Origin of the sequence: Pseudomonas sp. BNK-30 (assembly GCF_047456185.1) — a bacterium.
Lineage (GTDB): Bacteria > Pseudomonadota > Gammaproteobacteria > Pseudomonadales > Pseudomonadaceae > Aquipseudomonas > Aquipseudomonas putida_E.
Window position 1 is genome coordinate 2,988,851 of sequence record NZ_CP179904.1, and the last position, 21,697, is coordinate 3,010,547.

At 62.8% G+C, this 21,697-nt stretch carries 18 protein-coding genes; 7 read left to right on the forward strand and 11 right to left on the reverse strand.

Annotation, left to right across the window (positions count from 1 at the left end; all coding sequences use genetic code 11):
* Positions 1 to 16 precede the first annotated feature (16 nt).
* Both ACMGGN_RS13950 and rlmKL read right to left on the reverse strand, forming a co-directional pair.
* Positions 17 to 2,407 carry a diguanylate cyclase gene (locus ACMGGN_RS13950; protein ID WP_046786489.1) on the reverse strand — a complete coding sequence of 797 codons (2,391 nt, stop codon included), beginning with the start codon at positions 2,405 to 2,407 and terminating at the stop codon, positions 17 to 19.
* A gap of 94 nt (positions 2,408 to 2,501) precedes the next feature.
* Entirely contained in the window at positions 2,502 to 4,694 is a 2,193-nt protein-coding gene (gene rlmKL / locus ACMGGN_RS13955; RefSeq protein ID WP_046786490.1) for a bifunctional 23S rRNA (guanine(2069)-N(7))-methyltransferase RlmK/23S rRNA (guanine(2445)-N(2))-methyltransferase RlmL, read from the reverse strand.
* Positions 4,695 to 5,256: 562 nt separating this feature from the next.
* On the opposite strand from rlmKL, the gene rmf reads away from it, so the two are divergent.
* The gene (rmf, locus tag ACMGGN_RS13960; RefSeq protein ID WP_003248687.1) at positions 5,257 to 5,472 is read left to right on the forward strand and encodes a ribosome modulation factor; all 216 of its coding nucleotides are present in this window, start codon (positions 5,257 to 5,259) and stop codon (positions 5,470 to 5,472) included.
* A 98-nt stretch (positions 5,473 to 5,570) separates the two neighbouring features.
* On the opposite strand, the gene ACMGGN_RS13965 is transcribed toward rmf, so the two are convergent.
* Positions 5,571 to 6,596: a quinone-dependent dihydroorotate dehydrogenase gene (locus tag ACMGGN_RS13965; protein ID WP_115275426.1), complete on the reverse strand. Its 1,026-nt coding sequence runs from the start codon at positions 6,594 to 6,596 to the stop codon at positions 5,571 to 5,573.
* Positions 6,597 to 6,724: 128 nt separating this feature from the next.
* Between ACMGGN_RS13965 and ACMGGN_RS13970 the strand changes: the two genes are divergently transcribed.
* The 5 genes from ACMGGN_RS13970 to cobA all read left to right on the forward strand — a co-directional run bounded on the left by ACMGGN_RS13970 (position 6,725) and on the right by cobA (position 12,336).
* Positions 6,725 to 7,927 carry a CmpA/NrtA family ABC transporter substrate-binding protein gene (locus ACMGGN_RS13970; protein WP_115275427.1) on the forward strand — a complete coding sequence of 401 codons (1,203 nt, stop codon included), beginning with the start codon at positions 6,725 to 6,727 and terminating at the stop codon, positions 7,925 to 7,927.
* Between the two features lie 11 nt (positions 7,928 to 7,938).
* Complete coding sequence (locus tag ACMGGN_RS13975; RefSeq protein WP_039602393.1) at positions 7,939 to 8,514, forward strand: ANTAR domain-containing response regulator; 576 nt, start codon at positions 7,939 to 7,941, stop codon at positions 8,512 to 8,514.
* A 165-nt stretch (positions 8,515 to 8,679) separates the two neighbouring features.
* The gene (locus ACMGGN_RS13980) at positions 8,680 to 9,891 is read left to right on the forward strand and encodes a nitrate/nitrite transporter (RefSeq protein ID WP_046786493.1); all 1,212 of its coding nucleotides are present in this window, start codon (positions 8,680 to 8,682) and stop codon (positions 9,889 to 9,891) included.
* Positions 9,892 to 9,900: 9 nt separating this feature from the next.
* Complete coding sequence (locus ACMGGN_RS13985) at positions 9,901 to 11,568, forward strand: bifunctional protein-serine/threonine kinase/phosphatase (RefSeq protein WP_237859568.1); 1,668 nt, start codon at positions 9,901 to 9,903, stop codon at positions 11,566 to 11,568.
* 27 nt (positions 11,569 to 11,595) lie between these two features.
* Positions 11,596 to 12,336 (forward strand): uroporphyrinogen-III C-methyltransferase, encoded by a 741-nt coding sequence (gene cobA / locus ACMGGN_RS13990; RefSeq protein ID WP_174141795.1) that lies wholly within the window; start codon positions 11,596 to 11,598, stop codon positions 12,334 to 12,336.
* A gap of 97 nt (positions 12,337 to 12,433) precedes the next feature.
* On the opposite strand, the gene ACMGGN_RS13995 is transcribed toward cobA, so the two are convergent.
* From ACMGGN_RS13995 to ppsA, 8 genes are all read right to left on the reverse strand, one after another.
* Positions 12,434 to 13,471: an OmpA family protein gene (locus ACMGGN_RS13995; protein WP_039603738.1), complete on the reverse strand. Its 1,038-nt coding sequence runs from the start codon at positions 13,469 to 13,471 to the stop codon at positions 12,434 to 12,436.
* Between the two features lie 110 nt (positions 13,472 to 13,581).
* Positions 13,582 to 14,148 carry an RNA polymerase sigma factor SigX gene (sigX, locus tag ACMGGN_RS14000; RefSeq protein ID WP_039603739.1) on the reverse strand — a complete coding sequence of 189 codons (567 nt, stop codon included), beginning with the start codon at positions 14,146 to 14,148 and terminating at the stop codon, positions 13,582 to 13,584.
* Positions 14,149 to 14,261: 113 nt separating this feature from the next.
* Positions 14,262 to 15,086 (reverse strand): mechanosensitive ion channel family protein, encoded by an 825-nt coding sequence (locus tag ACMGGN_RS14005; RefSeq protein ID WP_012313513.1) that lies wholly within the window; start codon positions 15,084 to 15,086, stop codon positions 14,262 to 14,264.
* A gap of 2 nt (positions 15,087 to 15,088) precedes the next feature.
* Positions 15,089 to 15,352 carry a CrfX protein gene (locus tag ACMGGN_RS14010; protein ID WP_115275429.1) on the reverse strand — a complete coding sequence of 88 codons (264 nt, stop codon included), beginning with the start codon at positions 15,350 to 15,352 and terminating at the stop codon, positions 15,089 to 15,091.
* A 112-nt stretch (positions 15,353 to 15,464) separates the two neighbouring features.
* Positions 15,465 to 16,460 carry a zinc transporter ZntB gene (locus ACMGGN_RS14015; RefSeq protein WP_046786497.1) on the reverse strand — a complete coding sequence of 332 codons (996 nt, stop codon included), beginning with the start codon at positions 16,458 to 16,460 and terminating at the stop codon, positions 15,465 to 15,467.
* 27 nt (positions 16,461 to 16,487) lie between these two features.
* The gene (gene rraA, locus ACMGGN_RS14020) at positions 16,488 to 16,979 is read right to left on the reverse strand and encodes a ribonuclease E activity regulator RraA (RefSeq protein ID WP_012313510.1); all 492 of its coding nucleotides are present in this window, start codon (positions 16,977 to 16,979) and stop codon (positions 16,488 to 16,490) included.
* A gap of 139 nt (positions 16,980 to 17,118) precedes the next feature.
* Positions 17,119 to 18,111, reverse strand: coding sequence for an alpha/beta fold hydrolase (locus tag ACMGGN_RS14025; RefSeq protein ID WP_196997735.1), 993 nt, complete (start codon positions 18,109 to 18,111; stop codon positions 17,119 to 17,121).
* A gap of 101 nt (positions 18,112 to 18,212) precedes the next feature.
* Complete coding sequence (ppsA, locus tag ACMGGN_RS14030) at positions 18,213 to 20,588, reverse strand: phosphoenolpyruvate synthase (RefSeq protein ID WP_012313508.1); 2,376 nt, start codon at positions 20,586 to 20,588, stop codon at positions 18,213 to 18,215.
* Positions 20,589 to 20,763: 175 nt separating this feature from the next.
* On the opposite strand from ppsA, the gene ACMGGN_RS14035 reads away from it, so the two are divergent.
* Entirely contained in the window at positions 20,764 to 21,582 is an 819-nt protein-coding gene (locus ACMGGN_RS14035; RefSeq protein ID WP_012313507.1) for a pyruvate, water dikinase regulatory protein, read from the forward strand.
* The last annotated feature ends 115 nt before the right edge of the window (positions 21,583 to 21,697 follow it).

Below are 21,697 nucleotides of genomic sequence, written 5' to 3' on the forward strand. Positions count from 1 at the left end.
GGCCCGCACTGCCCGCTCAGCTCAACTCTGCCTCGACACGGTCCCTGCCTGCCTGCTTGGCCGCATAGACGCCGGCATCAGCCCGCAGTAACAAGGCATCGGCCCCCTCCCCCGGGCGCCATCCGGCCACGCCAAAACTTGCAGTCACTTTGCCAACCCCGTCGACAGGCACATTGCGCACCCCTTGCCACAGTTCCATCGCCAGGAGCCGCGCCTGCTCAGCATTGCTACCAGGGCAAAGCACCATGAACTCTTCACCGCCAAGCCGGCAGAATACGTCCGTACGCCGCAGACGCTGGCCGATACGCTGGCAGAGGCTGCGCAATACATGATCCCCCACGGCATGACCGTACTGGTCGTTGATCCTCTTGAAATGGTCGATGTCGAGCATGATCACTGCCAGTTCCTGATCATCACGCTGGGCGCGGTCCAGTTCGGCCTTCAGCCGCTCCTGGAAGTAGCGGCGGTTGTGGATACCGGTCAGGGCATCGGTCACCGATAAGGTCCGCAAGTCCTCCTCCACGCCCTTGAGGTCGGAAATATCGGTCAGGTAGCCATGCCAAAGCGTGCAACCGTCTTCACCGACTTCCGGCGTCGCCTCCCCGCGCACCCAGCGCAACCCGGCCCTGGGCAGGCACACACGGTACTCTTCACGCCAAGGGGACAGGTGTTCGGCCGAGTAGCGCACGGAGCGCTGAACGCGCTCCAGGTCATCGGCATGGATGCGCTCGAACACCACTGTGGCGTCCTCGCGCAGCAACTGCAGGTCGACCTCGTAGATATCGAACAGGCCCTGACTGGCATAGGGGAAACACGAATTGCCATTAGCGTCGAGGCGATACTGATAAATGCCGCCCGGCACCTCGGCACTGAGCTTCTCCAGCAGCCGATCACGCATTGCCAACGCCTCGTGCACTCGACGGCGCTCGGTGACATCGATGCAAATCGCCAGGTAACCTACCCATAGCCCCTGCTCGTCAAGCACCGCGGTCACCAGCATGTTGGCCAACAACTGGCTGCCATCCTTGCGCACCAAAGTCCACTCGCCTGGCTGCGCGCCACCCTCTTGTATGGTCTCGGCGAACATCGCCTGGCCACCATCGATGTGGCGCCCGTAGCGCAGGCCCAAGGCATGGGCGCGAAGGCTGAGCTCCTCTGGCAGAAGCAAGTCTTCCAGTTGCAGTTTCCCGACCGCTTCGCTGGCCGCGTAGCCAAGCATGCGCTCGGCACCGGCATTGAAAGTACTGACCACACCCTTCAGGCTGGTCGCGATGATAGCGACCTGGGTAGCGGCATCGAGCACACTGCGCAGCTGATTATGCGTCTCGCGCAACGACTGCTCACTGACGCGCAACTCAGCGGTGCGCTGCTCCACCAGCTTGAGCGCACGTTGCCGCTGGCTGAACAGGTTGTACAGCAAGGCACTGAGCAACAGGCTTAGCAGGCCACCGAGCAAGCCCACCGCCAGCGCCGCAGAGGAGCGGTTGGCCTGCATGAACACCTGGCTTGGGCGGATATCAAGCTGGAAATGATGGTCGGCCAGGTGCAACAGCTGCGTGCTGACCAACGCCAACGGCGCGGCCGGGTTCTGCGAGTCGAACAACAGCTCATGGCCATTGCGCCCACTTGGATCGACGATCCGCACCACCAGATTGTCCTGGGCAATGGCCGGCAAGCCGTCCGTGATCAGTTGCCGCACGTTCAGCAGCGCCATGACATACCCTGCGGGGTTGCCGGCCTGCGCGCTGTAGAATACCGGCGCCACCATCAACAGCCCGCGGGCGTAGCCCGGTGCCACACTTATCATGTCCAGCGGCGCGGACACTGCCATGCTGCCGGGTTCCAAGGCACGCATCAGGGCCTGGTCACGTACCGCCTGGCCGCGCAGGTCCAGCCCGTAGGGTTGCCCCTGCATCTGGGTTGCCTGGGTGTAAAGCACCGGGAAGTAGTGATCGCGCGGCGGCGCCGGGTGCCAATTACCGCGCTCGTCCAGGTCACGGATTAGGTAGGCCTGCCCCAAGGCGGCACTGGCCTTGCGCTCGAAGTCGCGCCGCTGCGCGCCCTCGACCCGCGGCGCCCAGGAGTAAGCCTGGGTGCGCCGCAGCAGGGGGCGGGCGAAGCCGTCGAATTCACGTGGAGTGATGTCGTTGGAGAAGCTGAAAAAGCGCCGCAAGCTGTCCAGGCGCTGTTCCTGGTCGTCGAAGCGCTCGGCGATACGGCTATAGCGCTCGCTGGCCAGCAGCTCGAAGCGCTGGCGCAGCTGCTGCTTGTAAAACGCATGCGTGGCCAGCGCCAGGGCAATCGACAGCAAGCTGCCGGCCACCAACGCCACCAATGCCACTGCCCAGGCAGCCATCGCCTCGCTGCACAGGCCCAGCACCTTCGCACGCACGCCATACTTCGACATAGATCGATCTCGTCACGTCAGCGTCCTGCGAAAATCATGGCCCTGTGCTGAGTTATAGCTATTGGCCATTAGCGACGCAATGTTGCCTGTCGCTTTAGCGCAATTGCAGGCGCCAGGCGCGGTGGATACGGTTGTTGCGGGCGAAGTCCGGGTCCAGTGTCTGCGCAGTGATTTCCTCTACCACGTAGCGCGCAGCCAGATGCTCGTCGAGCTGGAACTTGCGGAAGTTGTTGGAGAAGTACAACACACCACCGGGCGCCAGGCGCGCCATGGCCAGGTCGAGCAGTTGCACGTGGTCACGCTGCACGTCGAACACGCCTTCCATACGTTTGGAGTTGGAGAAGGTCGGCGGGTCGATGAAGATCAGGTCGTAAGTGTCGCGATTGGCTTCCAGCCAGGCCATGACATCACCCTGCTCCAGGCGGTTGCGCTCGGAGAAGCCGTTCAGCGACAGGTTACGCCGCGCCCAGTCCAGGTAGGTCTTGGACAGGTCGACGCTGGTGGTACTGCGCGCACCGCCCTTGGCGGCATGCACGCTGGCCGTAGCGGTGTAACAGAACAGGTTGAGGAAGCGCTTGTCGGCGGCCTCGCGCTGAATGCGCATGCGCATTGGGCGGTGGTCGAGGAACAGGCCAGTGTCGAGGTAGTCGGTGAGGTTGACCAGCAGCTTGACGCCGCCTTCACTGACCTCATGGAAGCGCCCTTCGGTGGCCTGGCGCTCATACTGGCGGGTGCCGCTCTGCCGCTCACGGCGCTTGAGCACCACGCGCTGCGGGTCGACGCCCAGCGCCTGGGGGATCGCCGACAAGGCATCGAGCAGGCGCGCCTGGGCCTTTTCCGGGTCGATCGAGCGCGGCGCAGCGTACTCCTGTACGTGTACCCAATCCTGATAGAGGTCGACCGCCAAGGCATATTCAGGCATATCGGCATCGTATACGCGGTAGCAGCCGATCTGTTCCTTGCGGGCCCACTTGCCCAGTTGCTTGAGGTTCTTGTGCAGGCGGTTGGCGAACATCTGAGCGCCTTCGGACAGGCGTGCAGGCTCACTGGCTACCGGCAGCGGTCGGCGGGTATCACCGCTATCGGCCTGGGCCTCGCGACGTTCACCGGTAACGAACTGGTCAGGCTGCACCTTGAACAGCAGCAGCTTGCACGGCAGCGCGCCGTTCCAGAACGCATATTGCTTGTGGCTACGGATGCCCATGCGCTTGCCCAGCTCCGGCGCACCGGTGAACACTGCAGCTTCCCAGCCCATGCACGCCTGGCGCAGGCGCTCGCCGAGGTTCTGGTAGAGGTACAGCAAGCTGGCTTCGTCACCCAGGCGTTCGCCGTAGGGCGGGTTGCTGATGACCAGGCCCTTCTGGTTCTGATCCGGGCGCGGCTCGAAGCTGGCGACTTCTCCCTGATAGATCTTGACCCACTCACTCAGGCCTGCGCGTTCGACGTTGTTGCGCCCCGGCTGGATCAGCCGCGGGTCTGCCTCGTAGCCGCGAATCCACAGCGGCGGTTTGGCCAGGCCGGCCTGTGCACGGGCCTGAGCCTCTTCGTGAACCTTGCGCCAGGTGGCCGGCACATGGCCAAGCCAGGCGCTGAAGCCCCAGCGCTCGCGCTTGAGGTTAGGTGCCATATCGGCGGCGATCATCGCCGCTTCGACCAGGAAGGTGCCTACACCGCACATCGGGTCGGCCAGGGCGCCACCCTCGGCGGCGATGCGTGGCCAGCCGGCACGGATCAGCACCGCCGCGGCCAGGTTTTCCTTGAGCGGCGCAGCACCTTGCTGCAGGCGATAGCCGCGCTGGTGCAGGCTGTGGCCGGAGAGGTCGAGCGAAAGAATCGCCTCGCCCCGGTCCAGACGCAGGTGAACACGCACGTCCGGGTCGACTTTTTCTACCGATGGGCGCAGACCTTCACGATTGCGCAGTTTGTCGACGATGGCATCCTTGACCTTCAGCGCGCCAAAGTGGGTGTTGTCGATGCCCGAGCCATGGCCGCTGAACTCGACCGCCAGGGTACCGTCGGCCGCCAGGTGATCGGCCCAGTCGACAGCGTTCACGCCATCGTAAAGGTCGTCGGCATTTTTCATGTTGAAGCGCTTGAGCACCAGCAGCACGCGGTTGGCCAGACGCGACCAGAGGCACAGGCGGTAGGCGGTTTCCATGTCGGCCGCGCCGCGGATGGCCGAGGTGTGCTCGCGCACATCGTCAAGGCCCAGGCCCTTGGCCTCTTCGGCAAGCAGGCCTTCCAGGCCTTTGGGGCAGGTGAGATAAAGTTCGAAACGGTCCGACATGTGTATTCCAGAGCCTTGGGCTATTTGAGTGACGAAGCGACGCATCGCCCCGCCGATGTTTGCCCGAACGCCCTTCCAGCAAGCGTCCGAGTGGCCTTGATCTGCGCAGTATGCAGCAGCTGAAGGGCCGGGCCGCCTGATCGATCTGCTCTCGCCAGTGGCAGAGACAGCTTAGATCATCAGGCAGTACAAAAAATTTCTGTCGACTTCAGGGTCGATGTGACCCTTCGTCGCATTACCAAATATTTCTTTCATCGCAGCGCAACGCTGGCGAAATGACGTCAAGGTTCAGCAAACCCCGGCCATAGCGGGCTCAACGCCAAACAAGGTTGAGTCGCATTTATTTACTTATCCCTTCACCCTTGGAAACGTTACGTGCTTATGACAAATCGATCATTCCCTCGGTGACTCGCATTCGTTAGAACTGGTCTCAGGCCGCTTCGCAACGAAGTGGCACTTTCAGCCCGCCACGCCGGCAGCGGGCGCAAACCGGCAGAAAGACTCTGCCCGGCCTCGGAGAGGCCGACGGGACATTACAGTCAACAAGTGAGGGCAACACCCTATGAGAAGACTTAAGCGTGATCCGTTGGAAAGAGCATATTCACGTGGCTACCAATATGGGGTCACCGGCAAATCCCGCGAACTTTGCCCCTTCAATCTTCCTTCTGTTCGCCAAGCCTGGATCAACGGCTGGCGTGAAGGTCGCGGTGATAACTGGGACGGAATGACTGGCACCGCTGGCATCCATAGACTCAACGAAAATCACGCCGTTGGCTGAACGAGGACACTGAATTCGAGTCACCATGCACGCCCCATCCGGGCGGCGGGCTAAGGCCCAGGGGCCCCTTGACGGGGCCCTTTTTTATGCCTGCGTGATCATGCCCGCGGCATTGCGGCGATCGCATCCACTGCCTCACGGATCAGCGCCGGCCCTTTATAGATGAAGCCTGAGTAGATCTGCACCAGGCTCGCGCCAGCGGCAATCTTCTCTGCGGCATGCCGGCCTTCGGTGATACCCCCAGCAGCAATAATCGGCATCTTGCCGCCCAGCTCGGCCGACAGCACCTTGACGATATGGGTGCTCTTTGCAAGTACCGGTGCACCGGAAAGGCCGCCCGCCTCCCCGCCATACGGCAGGTTTTCCACACCTTCACGGCCCATGGTGGTGTTGGTAGCGATCACCGCATCCATGCCCGATTCCATCAGCGTTGCCGCCACCAGCGCAGTTTCTTCATCACTCATGTCCGGCGCGATCTTGATCGCCAGCGGCACACGCTTGCCATGCTCGCCGGCCAGTTGTTCGCGGCGCTCGGCCAGGGCATCGAGCAGCTGCTTGAGCGAATCGCCGAACTGCAGGCTGCGAAGGCCTGGGGTATTGGGCGAGCTGATGTTCACGGTGATGTAGCTGGCGTGGCCATAGACCTTGTTCAGGCAGATCAGGTAATCGTCGACCGCGCGCTCTACCGGGGTGTCGAAGTTCTTGCCGATGTTGATGCCCAGCACACCGTCATAACGCGCGGCGCGCACCCGCTCGAGCAAGTGATCGACGCCCAGGTTGTTGAAGCCCATGCGGTTGATGATTGCCGTGGCCTCTGGCAGGCGGAACAAGCGCGGCTTCGGGTTGCCCGGCTGCGCTCGCGGGGTCACGGTGCCGATCTCGACAAAACCGAAGCCCAGCTGGGCAAAGCCATCGATGGCCGCGCCATTCTTGTCCAGGCCTGCCGCCAGGCCGACCGGATTGGCGAAGTTCAAGCCCATCACCGACACCGGCAATGCCGCCGGCTGCTTGCACAGCGCGCCGTTGAGCCCGAGGCGGCCACCGGCGCCGATCAGGTCCAGGGACAGGTCATGGGAGGTTTCCGGGGAAAGCTTGAACAGCAGCTGGCGGGCCAGGGTATACATGGGCGGGCAAGGCTCAGGGGTGAGTGAGGTTGCGATTATAGCCAGCGTGCGGCCGGCATGACAGCGCCTTGGCACATGCGTTGCTACATCGCCTGCACACAGCCTATTCAGTACAGGCGAGGATCTACGTGAATACATCACCCCTGGCATGGGTCAACGGCAGCGATGCGCCAGAAAAACCCAGCCTCGATATCGGTTTCATGGCCCTGACCGATTGTGCTTCGGTTGTGGTAGCGGCCACCCAGGGCTTCGCCCAGCAACACGGCCTGACACTCAACCTCAAACGCCAGGGCTCATGGGCCGGCCTGCGCGACAAACTGGCCAGCGGTGAACTGGATGCCGCTCATTGCCTCTATGGCCTGGTCTATGCCGTGCACCTGGGCATCGGCGGGGTGCCGGCCAGCGACATGGCGGTGCTCATGGGGCTGAACCAGAATGCCCAGGCCATCAACCTCTCCCCCGCCCTTCAGCGCAAGGCTGTGACCACACCTGAAGCACTGGCACGTCACGTGCACCAGCAGGGTGCAAAACTGACCTTCGCCCAGACATTCCCCACTGGCACCCATGCCATGTGGCTGTATTACTGGCTGGCGAGCCAAGGCATTCACCCCCTGCACGACGTCAATAGCGTGGTGGTGCCACCGGCGCAAATGATGGCGCACATCCAGGCTGGCCGGATCGATGGCTTCTGCGTCGGCGAACCCTGGGCAGGCGCCGCCGTAGCGCAGGGCCAGGGCTTTACCTTGGCTACCAGCCAGTCGATCTGGCCCGACCACCCGGAAAAGGTCCTGGCCTGCGCCCGCACCTTTGCCGAGCAGTACCCAAACAGCGCCCGGGCGCTGGTCAAAGCGATCCTCGCCGCCAGCCGCTTCATCGAACAAAGCCAGGAAAATCGCCACGGCACCGCGCAACTGCTCAGCGGCAGCGCCTACCTGGATACGCCCATTGAAAACATCGAACCGCGGCTGCTCGGGGTGTATCAGGACGGCCTTGGCAACCACTGGCAGGACCATCATGCCCTGCGCCTGTTCGATCAGGGGCGGGCCAATGTGCCTTACCTGTCCGACGGCATGTGGTTCATGACCCAGTTCCGTCGCTGGGGGCTGCTGCGCGATGATCCCGACTACCTCGGCGTGGCGCGCCAGGTCCAGCAGCTGGCGCTTTACCAAGAAGCCGCCGAGGCGCTGGGCGTGGCTTGCCCTGGCACGCCCATGCGCAGCAGCCTGCTGATCGACGGTATCCGCTGGGATGGCAGCGACCCATACGGCTACGCCCGCAGCTTCAGCCTGCACGCCTTGGGCGATACGCCCGATGCCCGTATCGGTCTGTGAGGGTCACCAACATGCTGCGCATCCTGCTGATCGACGATACCCAGAACAAGCTCGGCCGCCTCAAGGCTGCACTGCGCGAAGCCGGCTTCGAGGTGATCGAGGCGCCAGACCTGACCATCGACCTGCCCGCCTGCGTCGAGATGGTGCACCCGGACGTGGTGTTGATCGATACCGACTCACCCGACCGTGACGTGATGGAACAGGTGGTGATGGTGAGCCGCGACCAGCCGCGGCCGATCGTGCTGTTCACCGACGAGCATGACCCCGGGGTGATGCGCCAGGCGATCCAGGCCGGGGTCAGCGCGTACATCGTCGAGGGCATCCACGCCGCCCGCTTGCAGCCAATCCTGGACGTGGCCATGGCCCGCTTCGAGAGCGACCAGGCGCTCAAGGCCCAGCTGCAGGCCCGCGACCAGCAACTGGCCGAGCGCAAGCGCATCGAGCAGGCCAAAGGCCTGCTGATGAAAATGAAAGACTGCAACGAAGAACAGGCGTACACCCTGATGCGCCGGCAGGCCATGAGCCGCCAGCAGAAGCTGATCCAGGTGGCTGAGCAGATCATCGCCATGCACGAGATGCTGGGGTAAGCAGGCGACCGTACAATGTTGGCCCAGCTCTTGCTGAAGATATCGCACCGGTAGCCAACGGCGGTTGCCCACAAACCCCGACAAAGACGTCGCTCACCCCTCCATGCCAGTGGACCGGGTAGCGGCGTCTTTTCGTTTCCGTTGCATTGCCGAGTGAGGTGTTCGATGAGTACCAGCTTCTGGAAATCCGGGCATGTGCCCACGCTGTTCGCTGCGTTCCTGTATTTCGACCTGAGCTTCATGGTGTGGTACCTGCTCGGCCCGCTGGCCGTACAGATCGCCACCGACCTGCAACTGAGTGCACAGCAACGGGGCCTGATGGTCGCAACACCCATCCTCGCCGGTGCCGTGCTGCGTTTTGTCATGGGCCTGCTGGTCGACCGCCTCTCACCGAAAACCGCCGGGCTGATCGGCCAGGTCATCGTGATTGTCGCCCTGGCCTGTGCCTGGTACCTGGGCGTGCACACCTACGAGCAAGCCCTGCTGCTCGGTGTGTTTCTCGGTGTTGCCGGCGCCTCGTTCGCCGTGTCGCTGCCGCTGGCCTCGCAATGGTATCCGCCGCAACACCAGGGCAAGGCGATGGGCATCGCTGGCGCGGGCAACTCCGGCACCGTCTTCGCCGCGTTGCTGGCCCCGGTGCTGGCCGCAGGCTTTGGCTGGAACAACGTGTTCGGTTTCGCCGTGATCCCGCTGCTGGTGACGGTCGTGGTGTTCGCCCTGCTCGCGCGCAATGCACCACAACGGCCCAAGCCAAAGGCCATGGCCGACTACCTCAAGGCGCTGGGTGATCGTGACAGCTGGTGGTTCATGTTCTTCTACAGCGTCACCTTCGGCGGCTTCATCGGCCTGGCCAGCGCCCTGCCCGGCTATTTCAGCGACCAGTACGGCCTCAGCCCGATCACGGCAGGCTACTACACCGCCGCCTGCGTGTTCGCCGGCAGCCTGATGCGCCCGCTGGGCGGCGCCCTGGCCGACCGTTTCGGCGGTATCCGCACCCTGCTTGGCATGTACAGCGTGGCCGCCATCTGCATCGCTGCCGTCGGCTTCAACCTGCCCAGCGCCACAGCGGCCCTGGCGTTGTTCGTCAGCGCCATGCTCGGCCTGGGCGCGGGCAACGGTGCGGTGTTCCAGCTGGTCCCCCAACGCTTCCGCCAGGAGATCGGCGTGATGACCGGGCTGATCGGCATGGCCGGCGGCATCGGCGGCTTCCTGCTGGCAGCCGGGCTCGGCACCATCAAGCAGCACACCGGTGACTACCAGATGGGCCTGTGGCTGTTTGCCAGCCTGGGCCTGCTGGCCTGGTTCGGACTGCACGGGGTCAAGCAGCGCTGGCGCACCACCTGGGGTTCTGCAGCGGTCACCGCGGCGCGGGTCTGAGGCGAACCGATGAGCCTGCAACTGAGTTTCGCCCAGGCCAGCGCCACGGGGCCGCGCGAGGAGAACCAGGACGCCTTGCGCCTGGTCACCCCGGCGCCGGAGCTTGCCGCCAGCAAGGGTTACCTGTTCGCCCTTGCCGACGGCGTCAGCCAATGTGCTGACGGCGGCCTTGCAGCACGTGCCAGCTTGCAGGCCCTGGCCATGGATTACTACGCCACCCCCGCCACCTGGGGCGTGGCGCAGGCACTGGACCGCCTGCTGTCGGCACAGAACCGCTGGCTGCGCGCTCAGGGCAGCCAGCCGCTCCTGACCACGCTCAGCGCGCTGGTGCTGCGCGGACGCCGCTTCACCCTGGCACACGTCGGCGACTGCCGCGCCTATCGCTGGCACGACGGCCGCCTGCAGTGCCTGAGTGAAGACCATGTGTGGGACCAACCCGGCATGCAGCATGTGCTCAAACGCGCACTGGGCCTGGACCAGCACCTGCTGGTGGACTACCTGGACGGTGAGCTGCAGCCCGGCGAGTGCTACCTGTTGCTCAGTGACGGCGTCTGGGCCAGCCTGGGTGACCAGCACATCCAGGCCGTACTGCGCGAGCAGCCCGACCTGCAACTGGCCGCCGATACACTGGTCGCCAGCGCCCACCACAATGGCAGCCAGGACAATGCCAGCGCCCTGCTGGTACGGGTCGAGCGCGTGGGCACGGCCAACCTTGGCGATACCCTGGTTCAACTGCAGCAATGGCCCTTACCCCGCGAACTGCGCGAAGGCCAGGCAATCGATGGCTGGCAGATCGAGGCGCGCCTGGCACAAAGCCGCCAATCGCTGTTGTACCGCGTGCGCGACAGCCAGGGCCAGCCGTGGCTACTGAAAACCTTGCCCGCGGAACGCGAACAAGAGCCGGGCGCTGCCCAGGCGCTGTTGCTTGAGGAATGGTTCCTGCGCCGCGTAGCCGGCCGCCATTTCCCCGAACTGCACGCCGCCAGCCAGCGCCAGCACCTGTATTACGTGATGCGCGAGCACAGCGGCCGAACCCTGGCCGCCCAGCTGGCCGAGCAGGGCCCGTTGCCACTGGCACAGTGGCTGGAAGTGGCCCGCCAGTTACTGCAGGCCGTTGGTGTGCTGCACCGACGCAACCTGCTGCACCGTGACATCAAGCCCGACAACCTGCACCTGGGCGAAGACGGCCAACTGCGCCTGCTGGACTTCGGCCTGGCGTACTGCCCAGGGCTGTCCGAGGACCCGCGCCACGAACTCCCCGGCACGCCTTCGTACATCGCCCCGGAAGCCTTCGACGGCCAGCCGCCGAGCCCGCGCCAAGACCTCTACGCAGTGGGTGTGACGCTCTACCACCTGTTGACCGGGCATTACCCCTATGGCGAGGTCGAAGCTTTCCAGCGCCCGCGCTTTGGCCAATCGGTCAATGCCGCGCGCTATCGCCCCGACTTGCCGGAATGGCTGCAGCACAACCTGCAGCAAGCCGTGGCCACGGACCCGGCGCAGCGCTTCGAAACCGCTGAACAGTGGTTGCTGCTGCTCGAACGGGGTGACCGCCAGGCGCTCAACAGCCATCCACGCCCACTGCTTGAACGGGAGCCACTGAAGGTCTGGCGCACCCTGGCCCTGCTGTCCCTGCTGCTCAACCTGATACTGCTGCTCAGCCTGTTCAAGGGCTGAGCACGCCTTGCCGATGAGGAAACCCTGATGAATGCGAAAGTCTGGCTGGTCGGTGCCGGCCCTGGTGACCCCGAACTGCTCACCCTGAAAGCCGTGCGTGCGCTGCAACAGGCCCATGTAGTGATGATCGACGACCTGGTCAACCCGGCCGTGCTGGAACACTGCCCGCAGGCACGGGTGATCGCCGTGGGCAAACGGGGTGGCTGCCGCTCCACGCCCCAGGCGTTCATTCAGCGCCTGATGCTGCGCCACGCACGGCAGGGCCGCTGCGTTGTGCGGCTCAAAGGCGGCGACCCGTGCATTTTTGGCCGTGGCGGTGAGGAGGCCTTGTGGCTGCAAGGGCATGGCATCGAGGTGGAGGTGGTAAACGGTATTACTGCAGGCCTGGCAGGCGCGACCCAGTGTGGCATTTCGCTTACCTCACGCGGGATCAGCCGTGGCGTGACACTGGTGACCGCGCACACCCAGGATGACAGCGAGCTGAACTGGACGGCGCTGGCACAGGGTGGCACGACCCTGGTGGTGTACATGGGGGTAGCGAGGCTGGAGCAGATTCGCCAGGGCTTGCTGGACGGCGGCATGGCGCCGGGGATGCCGGTGGCGATGATCGAGAATGCGTCACTGCCCGGGCAACGCGAGTGCCGCAGCGACTTGCGGGGGATGCTGGAGGATGCGCGGGCGTTCAGCTTGCGCAGCCCGGCAATCCTGGTGATTGGCGAGGTGGCAGGGAACCTGGAGGTCCATCAGCGGATGGCGGCAGCCGGATGACGCGGTGTTCATCGGCTTAATGCCTTGCCTGGAAACTACATGCTCCAGACACGAAAAACCCGGCCGAGGCCGGGTTTTTCAGTGAAGCTTCAACCAATTACTTGGCTTGGGCTTCTACCTGAGCTTCAACGCGACGGTTGACAGCACGGCCTTCTTCGGTGGCGTTGTCGGCAACCGGACGGGTTTCGCCGTAGCCAACCGAGTCAACACGAGTCGACTCAACACCGTACTGCTGGGTCAGCACGTCTTTGACGGCGTTGGCACGACGCTCGGACAGCTTCTGGTTGTAAGCGTCTGGGCCCACGGAGTCAGTGTGACCTTCAACCACGGTGGTGGTCTGTGGGTACTGCTTCATGAAGTCAGCCAGGTTCTTGATGTCGCCGTAGCTGTTAGGCTTGACGACCGACTTGTCGAAGTCGAACTTGACGTCCAGCTCAACGCGAACGACTTCGGCAACAGCCGGGCAGCCATCAGCGTCAACGGTAACGTTGGCTGGGGTGTCTGGGCACTTGTCGACGTTGTCGCAAACGCCATCGTTGTCGCTGTCGGAGCAGACTTCAGCAACTGGAGCAGGAGCCGGGGCAACTTTGCCACCGCTGCCACCGAAGTTCAGACCCACACCAACGGTCGGGCCCCACTCGGTGTTGCCGTTGTCGATGTTGTACATGGCTTCTACGCCGGCACGGGCGAAGAACATGTCGGTGATGTACCACTTGGCGCCAGCGCCAACGTTGGCGAAGGTGGAGTGGTCACGGCCGCTACGAGTGGCCTGGCCCAGGCTCTCGTGAGCGAAACCAGCGGAAACGTACGGACGCAGCGCGTCGCCTACGGTACCGAAGTGGTAGGTAGCGTCGAGCTTGGCTTTGGAACCTTTGATGTCTTTGTTGAAGACTTCGCCACGAGCGTTGTGGGTCTCGTTGTAGCCCAGGTCCAGGGAGACGTCGTCGGTCAGGAAGTAACCGAGGCGAACACCAGGGTTGGTGCCGTCGTTCTGGAAGTTACGCTCGCTGTCGTAGTACTGCTTGGTCACGTTGCCTTCGATTTCGACAGCGCCTTGGCCTTGTGCCAGAACGCCGAACGAAGTAGCAGCAACGAGCGAGCCAATGGCCAAGCCCAAGGTGTTTTTCAATTTCATCCGTTAAATCCCCATCTGGTGATAGTTAAGCAGTCCCACCAAAATCCGGCGGACAACTCGACGGCAAGTCTAGCAGAACTTGCCGATTCGTTAGAGATATTCGCAAGGGGCTAAGTTTCATCCATACCTGCAAATTTCTCTCTAAGCTTGTCCAGCGCGCGCTTGTAGCGCATTTTCGTTGCGCTCAGACCCATGTGCATGATATCCGCGATCTCCTGAAATTCCAGTTCCGCAACAAATCGCAGCACCAGAATTTCCCGGTCGATCGGGTTCACATACACAAGCCACTTGTCCAGGCCACCCTTTTCTTCGGGTTTGGGTGCCTTGTCTTCAGACGCCTCTTCAACAGGGTCAAGACTCAAGGCATCCATCAACCGACGTTTGCGGCGCTCCTTGCGGTACTGGGTAATGCACTCGTTATAGGTAATGCTGTAGAGCCAGGTCTTGAACTTGGATTTACCCTCGAAGTTCTTCAGACCGTAAAGCACCTTGAGCATCACCTCCTGACAGACATCGTCAGCATCCCGGTCGTTCCCCAGATAACGCGCGCACACGTTGAACAGGGTCCGCTGGTAGCGCCGCATGAGCTCTTCATAGGCGCGGGTAACGTGATACAGCTCCTCATGCGAACGCGCCACCAACTCCTCGTCGGTGAGCTCGCGCGGGTCGTAACGCATGGGCGGCGAATGAACTTTATTCAAAACGGATCTGGCCGACAGTCAGGTCAATGTCGCCGCTCGGCCACGTGGGCGGATTTCTGCGGCGGCATACATTAACAGCTTTTGGACAATTAGCGGCTATTGACGCGTTGCTCGAGCAGCACACGATTAGACAACGACACCAGTTCGCCATCATCGGTCAGCAACGTCGTCTTTACCGTGCCGATCTCCTCGATCTGCCCCTCGACCTCTCCAATCCGCACCTGCTGGCCGACCTGGTAAAGCTCACGCACATAGATACCGGCCAGAATCTGCCCAGCGATTTCCCGACTGCCGAGCCCCATCGCAAGCGCAACGGCCAGACCAACGGTAATCAGCCCGATCACGATCACGTGGTTGAGCAGGTCGGTCTTGACCTCGAGCTGGCTGATCGCCACCGAAATACTGATGATGATCACCAGGCCTTGGGTAATGCGCCCAAGGCCTGCGGAATACTCAAGGCCGATACCTTCGGCAGCGCCACGCACCAGGCCGTTGGCCACTTGCGCCAGCAGCACGCCAACCAGCAACACCAAGGCCGCACCAAATACCTTTGGCAGGTAGAGGGCAAGCATGTCGAGGGTTGCGGAGACGCGCTCGAGGCCTAGCGATTCGGCAGCAGAGACCAGGAAAATCAGCAGTACGAACCAGTAGACGATCTTGCCGATCAAGGTCGAGATCGGCACCTGAATGCCGCCACGGCTGAGCATTTTGGTCAAGCCGGTACCGGCCATCAGGCGATCCAGACCAAACTTGGCCAGCAGCTTGGACAACAGCGTATCGAGCAGCTTGGCCACCACGAAACCGAGCAGCACCACGACCAGCGCGCCGAACAGGTTGGGGATGAAGTTCGCCACCTTGGTCCATAGGGCGGTCATGGCAGTGACCAGGCTCTGGGTCCAGAGATCGAGTTCCATATTCAATCGGCCTTATCAGCTTTGCTGCCGTCGGCAGCGTTACGGGCAGAAGTGCGGCGCACCGGCGCGACATGCGCCGAGCCATTGTTCACGGCGATCAGCAGCGCCTGGCTCCAGCGGCCAAGCAGGCTGAACAGGTCACCGGCGCCAACCTGGCGGTTGGCGGTTTTCAGCACGCGACCCAGGCACGCAGCGTCGTCACGGTCCTCACCGGACGGCGACGCGTTGAGCAGGTCACGCAGGGATTGTTCAAACGGATCGTGCATGTGCACCTCGCGCAATGTCAGTCAGAGACGAGAGCGACAGACACCGGGTCACACTTCGGCTCATGTTGCGGCCGGCTTGCCAGCGACAGGGCCGGTGAATTCCAATAAGCATTCAAACCCACCGCAGCCGTCGGAACAGCCACCACTGCCCCACCGCAAGCCCGAGCACGACGATACAGGCAAACAGGAAACCATAGGGGTTTTCCGCCCCCGGAATGCCGCCGACATTGATCCCCAGCAACCCGGTGACGAAGCTCATGGGCAGGAAAATGCAGGTGATGATGCCGAAGCGGTACATGGTCCGGTTCATCCGCTCGCTGCGCCGCCGGTCCTCGCTTTCCAGCACCAGCGCGGCCCGCTCACGGGCCAGCTCCAGCTCTTCCAGGTAGCGGATCAGGCTGTTGTTCAGCTCGTTCCAGTAGTCTGCGTCCGCATCGGCGAACCAGCTCCAGCGGCTGCGCGACAGCTGGGCATAGATCTCCCGCTGCGGGGCGAGAAAACGCCGCAGGCCGGCGGCTCGGCGACGAATCTGCTGCAAGCTGCCGTGCTCAGGGCTGTACCGTTCGTCGGATTCAACCTTTTCTTCCTCCAGATCGACCAGCTCCGACAGATCGTTGACCAAACCCTGCACTTTCTCGGTGAGCAATTCGCCCATCAGCAGCAGCAACTCGGACGCCGATCTGGGCCCCCTGCCCTCGTCCAGCAGACGGAGAATTTCGTCACTGGCGCGCAAAGGCCGCAAGCGCAGCGAAATGACCCGCCGCGCCTGGGCGAAAATACGTACCGATACCATGTCTTCAGGCTCGGCGCCCGGGTTGAGGTTCACCCCACGCAAGAACAACAGCAGCTGTTCATCGGCCAGCGGCAACAGGCGCGGACGGGTGTTTTCCTCCAGCAGCAGGTCGCAGGCGAACTCACTCAGGCCGCTCTCTTGCTGCAGCCAGGTACGGGTCTGGGGATGACTGCGATCCCAGTGCAGCCACAGGCTTTGCTGTGGCTGCAACTGCAGATCGTCCAGCTCGGTCCGGGGGATCGAGCGCGCACCGCCTTTACCATCGAGCACCAGGGCGTGCACCAGCCCCCACTGCGCGTTGTCTTCCTCGAACATCAAAGCTCCATCAGCGCGTGCGGCGCATCACTGCGGCATTTCCAGCGGGCTTGGCGAGACGATCACACCATTGTTGTCGGCATACACATACTCGCCAGGGCGGAACGTCACGCCGGCGAAGGTCACAGCCACATTGAGGTCGCCGATACCGCGCTTGTCGGTCTTCATCGGATGGCTGGCCAGCGCCTGCACACCGACGCTGGTCTGGATCAGCACATCGACGTCACGCACGCAGCCATAGATCACCAGGCCTTCCCAGCCGTTCTTGGCAGCCTTTTCGGCAAGCATGTCACCGAGCAATGCACAGCGCAGCGAACCACCGCCATCGACCACCAGAACCTTGCCCTTGCCGTCGAGCTCAACCTGCTCTTTGACCCGCGAGTTGTCCTCGAAGCACTTGATGGTAACGATCTGGCCACCAAATGAATCGCGGCCACCGAAGTTGCTGAACATCGGTTCCAGCACCTGGACCAGGTCCGGGTAGGCGTCGCACAGGTCGGGCGTTACGTAATGCTGCATGGGAAGCTCCTGTCAGTCACAACGAAAGCGGGTGTCTGCCAAGGCTACACCGGGGAGGCAGTCGCAGTCATCCGGGACTGCTCGGTCATCTGTATTTCGCCTGTCGTAGCCCAAGCGGGCCACGACACCCAGCAGAAAATCAGCTGACCGTGACTGGCTCCGCAACCACGGTCGCCCCATGCACCGGCAGCAACGGCTGGCGCAACCAGCGTTGCACCAATGGCCACACCTGCGCCTGCGCCGCCTTGCTCACCAGCATGTCGACATGCCCGAACGCCTCGAAGCCTTCCTCGCGTCCCAGCCTGAGGAACTGCTTGCGCTCGCCACCCAACTGATCGAACAGCTTGCGACAAGCCCACACCGGGTCCTGGAAGTCTCCCGCGCCAGCCACTGCCAGCACCGGCACATCCACCTCGGCAAGCCCCGCCCACCAGTCACTGTCCTCGTCACCAAAACGGCCAAACAGGCCATGCCAACGCATGCTTTCCAGCGCCAGGCCTATCGGCTCGTCCTCAGGCCCGCGCTTGAAGCGCGGGCCGGAAATCTGCCCCCAACGCCTGAGCAGCAGCTTTGCGCCCCAGGTCAGGGGTGGCACCTTCAACGGCCAGTACACCCGGCTGATCTGGGTACCGAAAAACGCGGCACTGGCGACCTGCCCGGACTGCAGAAAACCACCGCCAAGCGCTGCCGCCAAGGTGGTACCGCCAAGCGAATGGCCTATCCAGTGGGGGGCTGAACCGGACTGTTCTTCAACGAAGGCCGCGATCAGCGGCAAGTCATAGCGGGCATAGTCAGCGACCCGGTTGTGCCGCCACTTGTGGTTGCGCGGCGACAACCCGTGGCCACGCATTTCCGGGATCCAGACATCGAAGCCCGCACGTGCCAGGTAAGCCCCCAGGCCAATGCCCTTGGGCGAATACCAGAAACGCCGATTGGAGAAACTGCCATGCAGGAGAATAACCGGCACGCCTTGGGCGCCACCCTGGTCGGCCAGCCCCAGGCGGGTCACGGCCAGTTCGACGCTGGGGTCAGGGCTGTTGCCGGCCTTGATCCGGTAGACGTCTTCACTGAGATCACCGCGGCGCTCGGCACTGAGCAAGGCCACTGGGAATAGAACACTGCTGCTTTGCATAAGGTTGCTTGATGCACAAAAAAGGGCGGGATCCATCACTGGAACTCGCCCTGGAAAAAACCAGGCGGGGGCACGCCAGACGCGCCCCCGCATTTCATCTATCAGACCGCGCCCTGGCCCTCGGCCAGGAAGAACCAGGTCTCGAGTACCGAGTCGGGGTTCAGCGACACGCTTTCGATGCCTTGCTCCATCAGCCACTTGGCGAGGTCCGGGTGGTCCGACGGGCCCTGGCCGCAAATACCGATGTACTTGCCAGCCTTGTTGCACGCCTGGATGGCATTGGCCAACAGCTTCTTCACCGCCGGGTTACGCTCGTCGAACAGGTGGGCGATGATACCCGAGTCGCGATCCAGGCCCAGGGTCAGCTGGGTGAGGTCGTTGGAACCGATGGAGAAGCCGTCGAAGTACTCGAGGAATTCTTCAGCCAGGATGGCGTTGGACGGCAGCTCGCACATCATGATCACGCGCAGGCCATTGTCGCCACGGGCCAGGCCGTTTTCGGCCAGCAGGTCGACCACCTGGCTGGCTTCGCCCAAGGTGCGCACGAACGGCACCATGATCTCGACGTTGGTCAGGCCCATCTCGTTACGCACGCGCTTCAGTGCACGGCATTCGAGCTCGAAGCAGTCACGGAACGACTCGCTGATATAGCGCGAAGCACCGCGGAAGCCCAGCATCGGGTTTTCTTCTTCCGGCTCGTACAGTTTGCCGCCGATCAGGTTGGCGTACTCGTTGGACTTGAAGTCCGACAGGCGCACGATGACCTTTTTCGGGTAGAAGGCCGCCGCCAGGGTGCTGATGCCCTCGACCAGCTTCTCGACATAGAAGCCGACCGGGTCGTTGTAACCGGCGATGCGCTTGTCGACGCTTTCTTTGAGCTCCGGCGGCAGGCCGGCGTAGTTCAGCAGCGCCTTGGGGTGCACGCCGATCATGCGGTTGATGATGAACTCAAGGCGCGCCAGGCCGACACCGGCGTTGGGCAACTGGGCGAAATCGAAGGCGCGGTCCGGGTTGCCGACGTTCATCATGATCTTGAACGGCAGGTCGGGCATGGCATCGACCGAGTTCTGCTTGACGTCAAAGCCCAGTTCACCTTCAAAAATGAAGCCGGTATCGCCTTCGGCGCAGGACACGGTCACGCCCTGGCCATCCTTGAGCAGCTGGGTGGCGTTGCCACAACCTACCACTGCCGGAATACCCAGCTCGCGGGCGATGATCGCCGCGTGGCAGGTACGCCCACCGCGGTTGGTGACGATGGCGCTGGCGCGCTTCATCACCGGCTCCCAGTCCGGGTCTGTCATGTCGGAGACCAGCACGTCGCCCGGCTGCACCTTGTCCATCTCGGACACGTCCTTGATCACGCGGACCTTGCCCGCGCCGATGCGCTGGCCGATCGCACGGCCTTCAACCAGTACGGTGCCCTTCTCCTTGAGCAGGTAACGCTCCATGACATTGGCGCTGGCGCGGCTTTTCACGGTTTCAGGGCGGGCCTGCACGATGTAGAGCTTGCCGTCGTCACCGTCCTTGGCCCATTCGATGTCCATCGGGCGCTGGTAGTGCTGCTCGATGATCATGGCCTGCTTGGCCAGCTCGCTGACCTCGGCGTCGGTCAGGCAGAAGCGCGCACGTTCGGCACGGTCGACTTCGACGGTCTTGACCGAGCGACCGGCCTTGGCCTCGTCGCCGTAGATCATCTTGATCGCCTTGCTGCCCAGGTTGCGGCGCAGGATGGCCGGGCGGCCGGCCTGCAGGGTGTTTTTGTGTACGTAGAACTCGTCAGGGTTGACCGCACCCTGCACCACGGTTTCGCCCAGGCCGTAGGCGCCGGTAATGAATACCACATCGCGGAAACCCGACTCGGTGTCGAGGGTGAACATGACACCGGCGGTGCCGGTTTCAGAGCGGACCATGCGCTGCACGCCGGCCGACAGGGCCACCAGCTTGTGGTCGAAGCCCTGGTGCACGCGGTAGGCGATGGCGCGGTCGTTGAACAGCGAGGCGAACACTTCCTTGGCCGCGCGGATCACGTTATCGACGCCACGGATGTTGAGGAAGGTTTCCTGCTGGCCGGCAAAAGAGGCATCCGGCAGGTCTTCAGCGGTGGCCGAGGAACGCACGGCGACGGCCATGTTGTCGTTGCCAGCGGCCATCTCGGCGAAGGCCGTACGGATTTCCGAATCCAGTCGAGCCGGGAACTCGGCCTCCATGACCCACTGGCGAATCTGCGCGCCGGTCTTGGTCAGGGCATTGATGTCATCGACATCCAGCGCGTCGAGCGCGGCGTGAATGCGGTCGTTCAGCCCGCTTTGCTCGAGAAAATCACGGTACGCCTGAGCCGTAGTGGCAAAGCCGCCCGGCACCGACACGCCGGCACCGGCGAGGTTACTGATCATCTCGCCCAGGGATGCGTTCTTGCCCCCCACATGCTCCACATCATGGACGCCGAGCTTATCGAGGGAAACTACGTACTCTACCAAGGTGATCTCTCCACTAACTGTATTGGAAAAGCTCAAGGGCGCCCGCCTGCCTTTTGACTGGGCCGGACGCTTGTGGCCTGTACCTGGAAAATAAGTGAGAATGCCGACAGCCGCATTCGGCAAACCGAACTTATCATATCCAAGAAACGTCATCAGCTTAAGGCCCAGATCGCAAATGAAACGAACCGCGTTCTTCATCTCCGATGGCACCGGCATCACTGCCGAAACCCTGGGCCAAAGCCTGCTCGCGCAATTCGATAGCATTCCATTCAACAAATTCACCCGTCCGTACATCGACACGCCGGACAAGGCGCGCACGATGGTGCAGCAAATCAATGCCGCCGCCGAGCGCGACGGCATGCGCCCGATCATCTTCGACACCATCGTCAATCAGGACATCCGCGAGATCCTGGCGACGTCGAACGGCTTCATGATCGACATCTTTTCGACGTTTTTATCCCCGCTCGAGCAGGAATTGACTGCCCATTCGTCGTATTCCGTCGGCAAGTCCCACTCCATTGGCGGTAATTCCAACTACATGGAGCGCATCGAGGCGGTGAATTTCGCGCTCGACAACGACGACGGCGCGCGCACCCATTATTACGACAAGGCCGACCTGATCCTGGTCGGCGTATCGCGTTGCGGCAAGACCCCGACCTGCCTGTACATGGCGATGCAGTTCGGCATTCGCGCGGCCAACTACCCGCTCACCGAAGACGACATGGAGCGCCTGCAGCTGCCGGCGGTGCTCAAGAAGCATCACAACAAGCTGTTCGGCCTGACCATCGACCCCGACCGCCTGACCGCCATCCGCCACGAGCGCAAGCCCAACAGCCGGTATTCGAGTTTTGCCCAGTGCGAGTTCGAGGTACGCGAGGTCGAGAGCCTGTTCCGGCGGGAGAACATCCCCAACATCAACTCCACGCATTTTTCGGTGGAGGAGATATCGGCAAAAATCCTGGTGGAAAAAGGCGTGGAGCGGCGGTTCAAATAACACGCGGCCCCGTAGGAGCGGCCTTGTGTCGCGAAAGGGGTGCGCAGCGCCCCCGCAATTCATGCATCAGGCTGATATTGCCGGGGCCGCTACGCGACCCTTTCGCGACACAAGG

Excerpts from the sequence above, each read along its gene's own strand:
- ACMGGN_RS13950 (WP_046786489.1), bottom strand. The coding sequence starts at position 2,407 with ATGTCGAAGTATGGCGTGCGTGCGAAGGTGCTGGGCCTGTGCAGCGAG.
- rlmKL (WP_046786490.1), bottom strand. The coding sequence starts at position 4,694 with ATGTCGGACCGTTTCGAACTTTATCTCACCTGCCCCAAAGGCCTGGAA.
- rmf (WP_003248687.1), top strand. The coding sequence starts at position 5,257 with ATGAGAAGACTTAAGCGTGATCCGTTGGAAAGAGCATATTCACGTGGC.
- ACMGGN_RS13965 (WP_115275426.1), bottom strand. The coding sequence starts at position 6,596 with ATGTATACCCTGGCCCGCCAGCTGCTGTTCAAGCTTTCCCCGGAAACC.
- ACMGGN_RS13975 (WP_039602393.1), top strand. The coding sequence starts at position 7,939 with ATGCTGCGCATCCTGCTGATCGACGATACCCAGAACAAGCTCGGCCGC.
- ACMGGN_RS13980 (WP_046786493.1), top strand. The coding sequence starts at position 8,680 with ATGAGTACCAGCTTCTGGAAATCCGGGCATGTGCCCACGCTGTTCGCT.
- ACMGGN_RS13985 (WP_237859568.1), top strand. The coding sequence starts at position 9,901 with ATGAGCCTGCAACTGAGTTTCGCCCAGGCCAGCGCCACGGGGCCGCGC.
- cobA (WP_174141795.1), top strand. The coding sequence starts at position 11,596 with ATGAATGCGAAAGTCTGGCTGGTCGGTGCCGGCCCTGGTGACCCCGAA.
- ACMGGN_RS13995 (WP_039603738.1), bottom strand. The coding sequence starts at position 13,471 with ATGAAATTGAAAAACACCTTGGGCTTGGCCATTGGCTCGCTCGTTGCT.
- sigX (WP_039603739.1), bottom strand. The coding sequence starts at position 14,148 with ATGCGTTACGACCCGCGCGAGCTCACCGACGAGGAGTTGGTGGCGCGT.
- ACMGGN_RS14005 (WP_012313513.1), bottom strand. The coding sequence starts at position 15,086 with ATGGAACTCGATCTCTGGACCCAGAGCCTGGTCACTGCCATGACCGCC.
- ACMGGN_RS14010 (WP_115275429.1), bottom strand. The coding sequence starts at position 15,352 with ATGCACGATCCGTTTGAACAATCCCTGCGTGACCTGCTCAACGCGTCG.
- ACMGGN_RS14015 (WP_046786497.1), bottom strand. The coding sequence starts at position 16,460 with ATGTTCGAGGAAGACAACGCGCAGTGGGGGCTGGTGCACGCCCTGGTG.
- rraA (WP_012313510.1), bottom strand. The coding sequence starts at position 16,979 with ATGCAGCATTACGTAACGCCCGACCTGTGCGACGCCTACCCGGACCTG.
- ACMGGN_RS14025 (WP_196997735.1), bottom strand. The coding sequence starts at position 18,111 with ATGCAAAGCAGCAGTGTTCTATTCCCAGTGGCCTTGCTCAGTGCCGAG.
- ACMGGN_RS14035 (WP_012313507.1), top strand. The coding sequence starts at position 20,764 with ATGAAACGAACCGCGTTCTTCATCTCCGATGGCACCGGCATCACTGCC.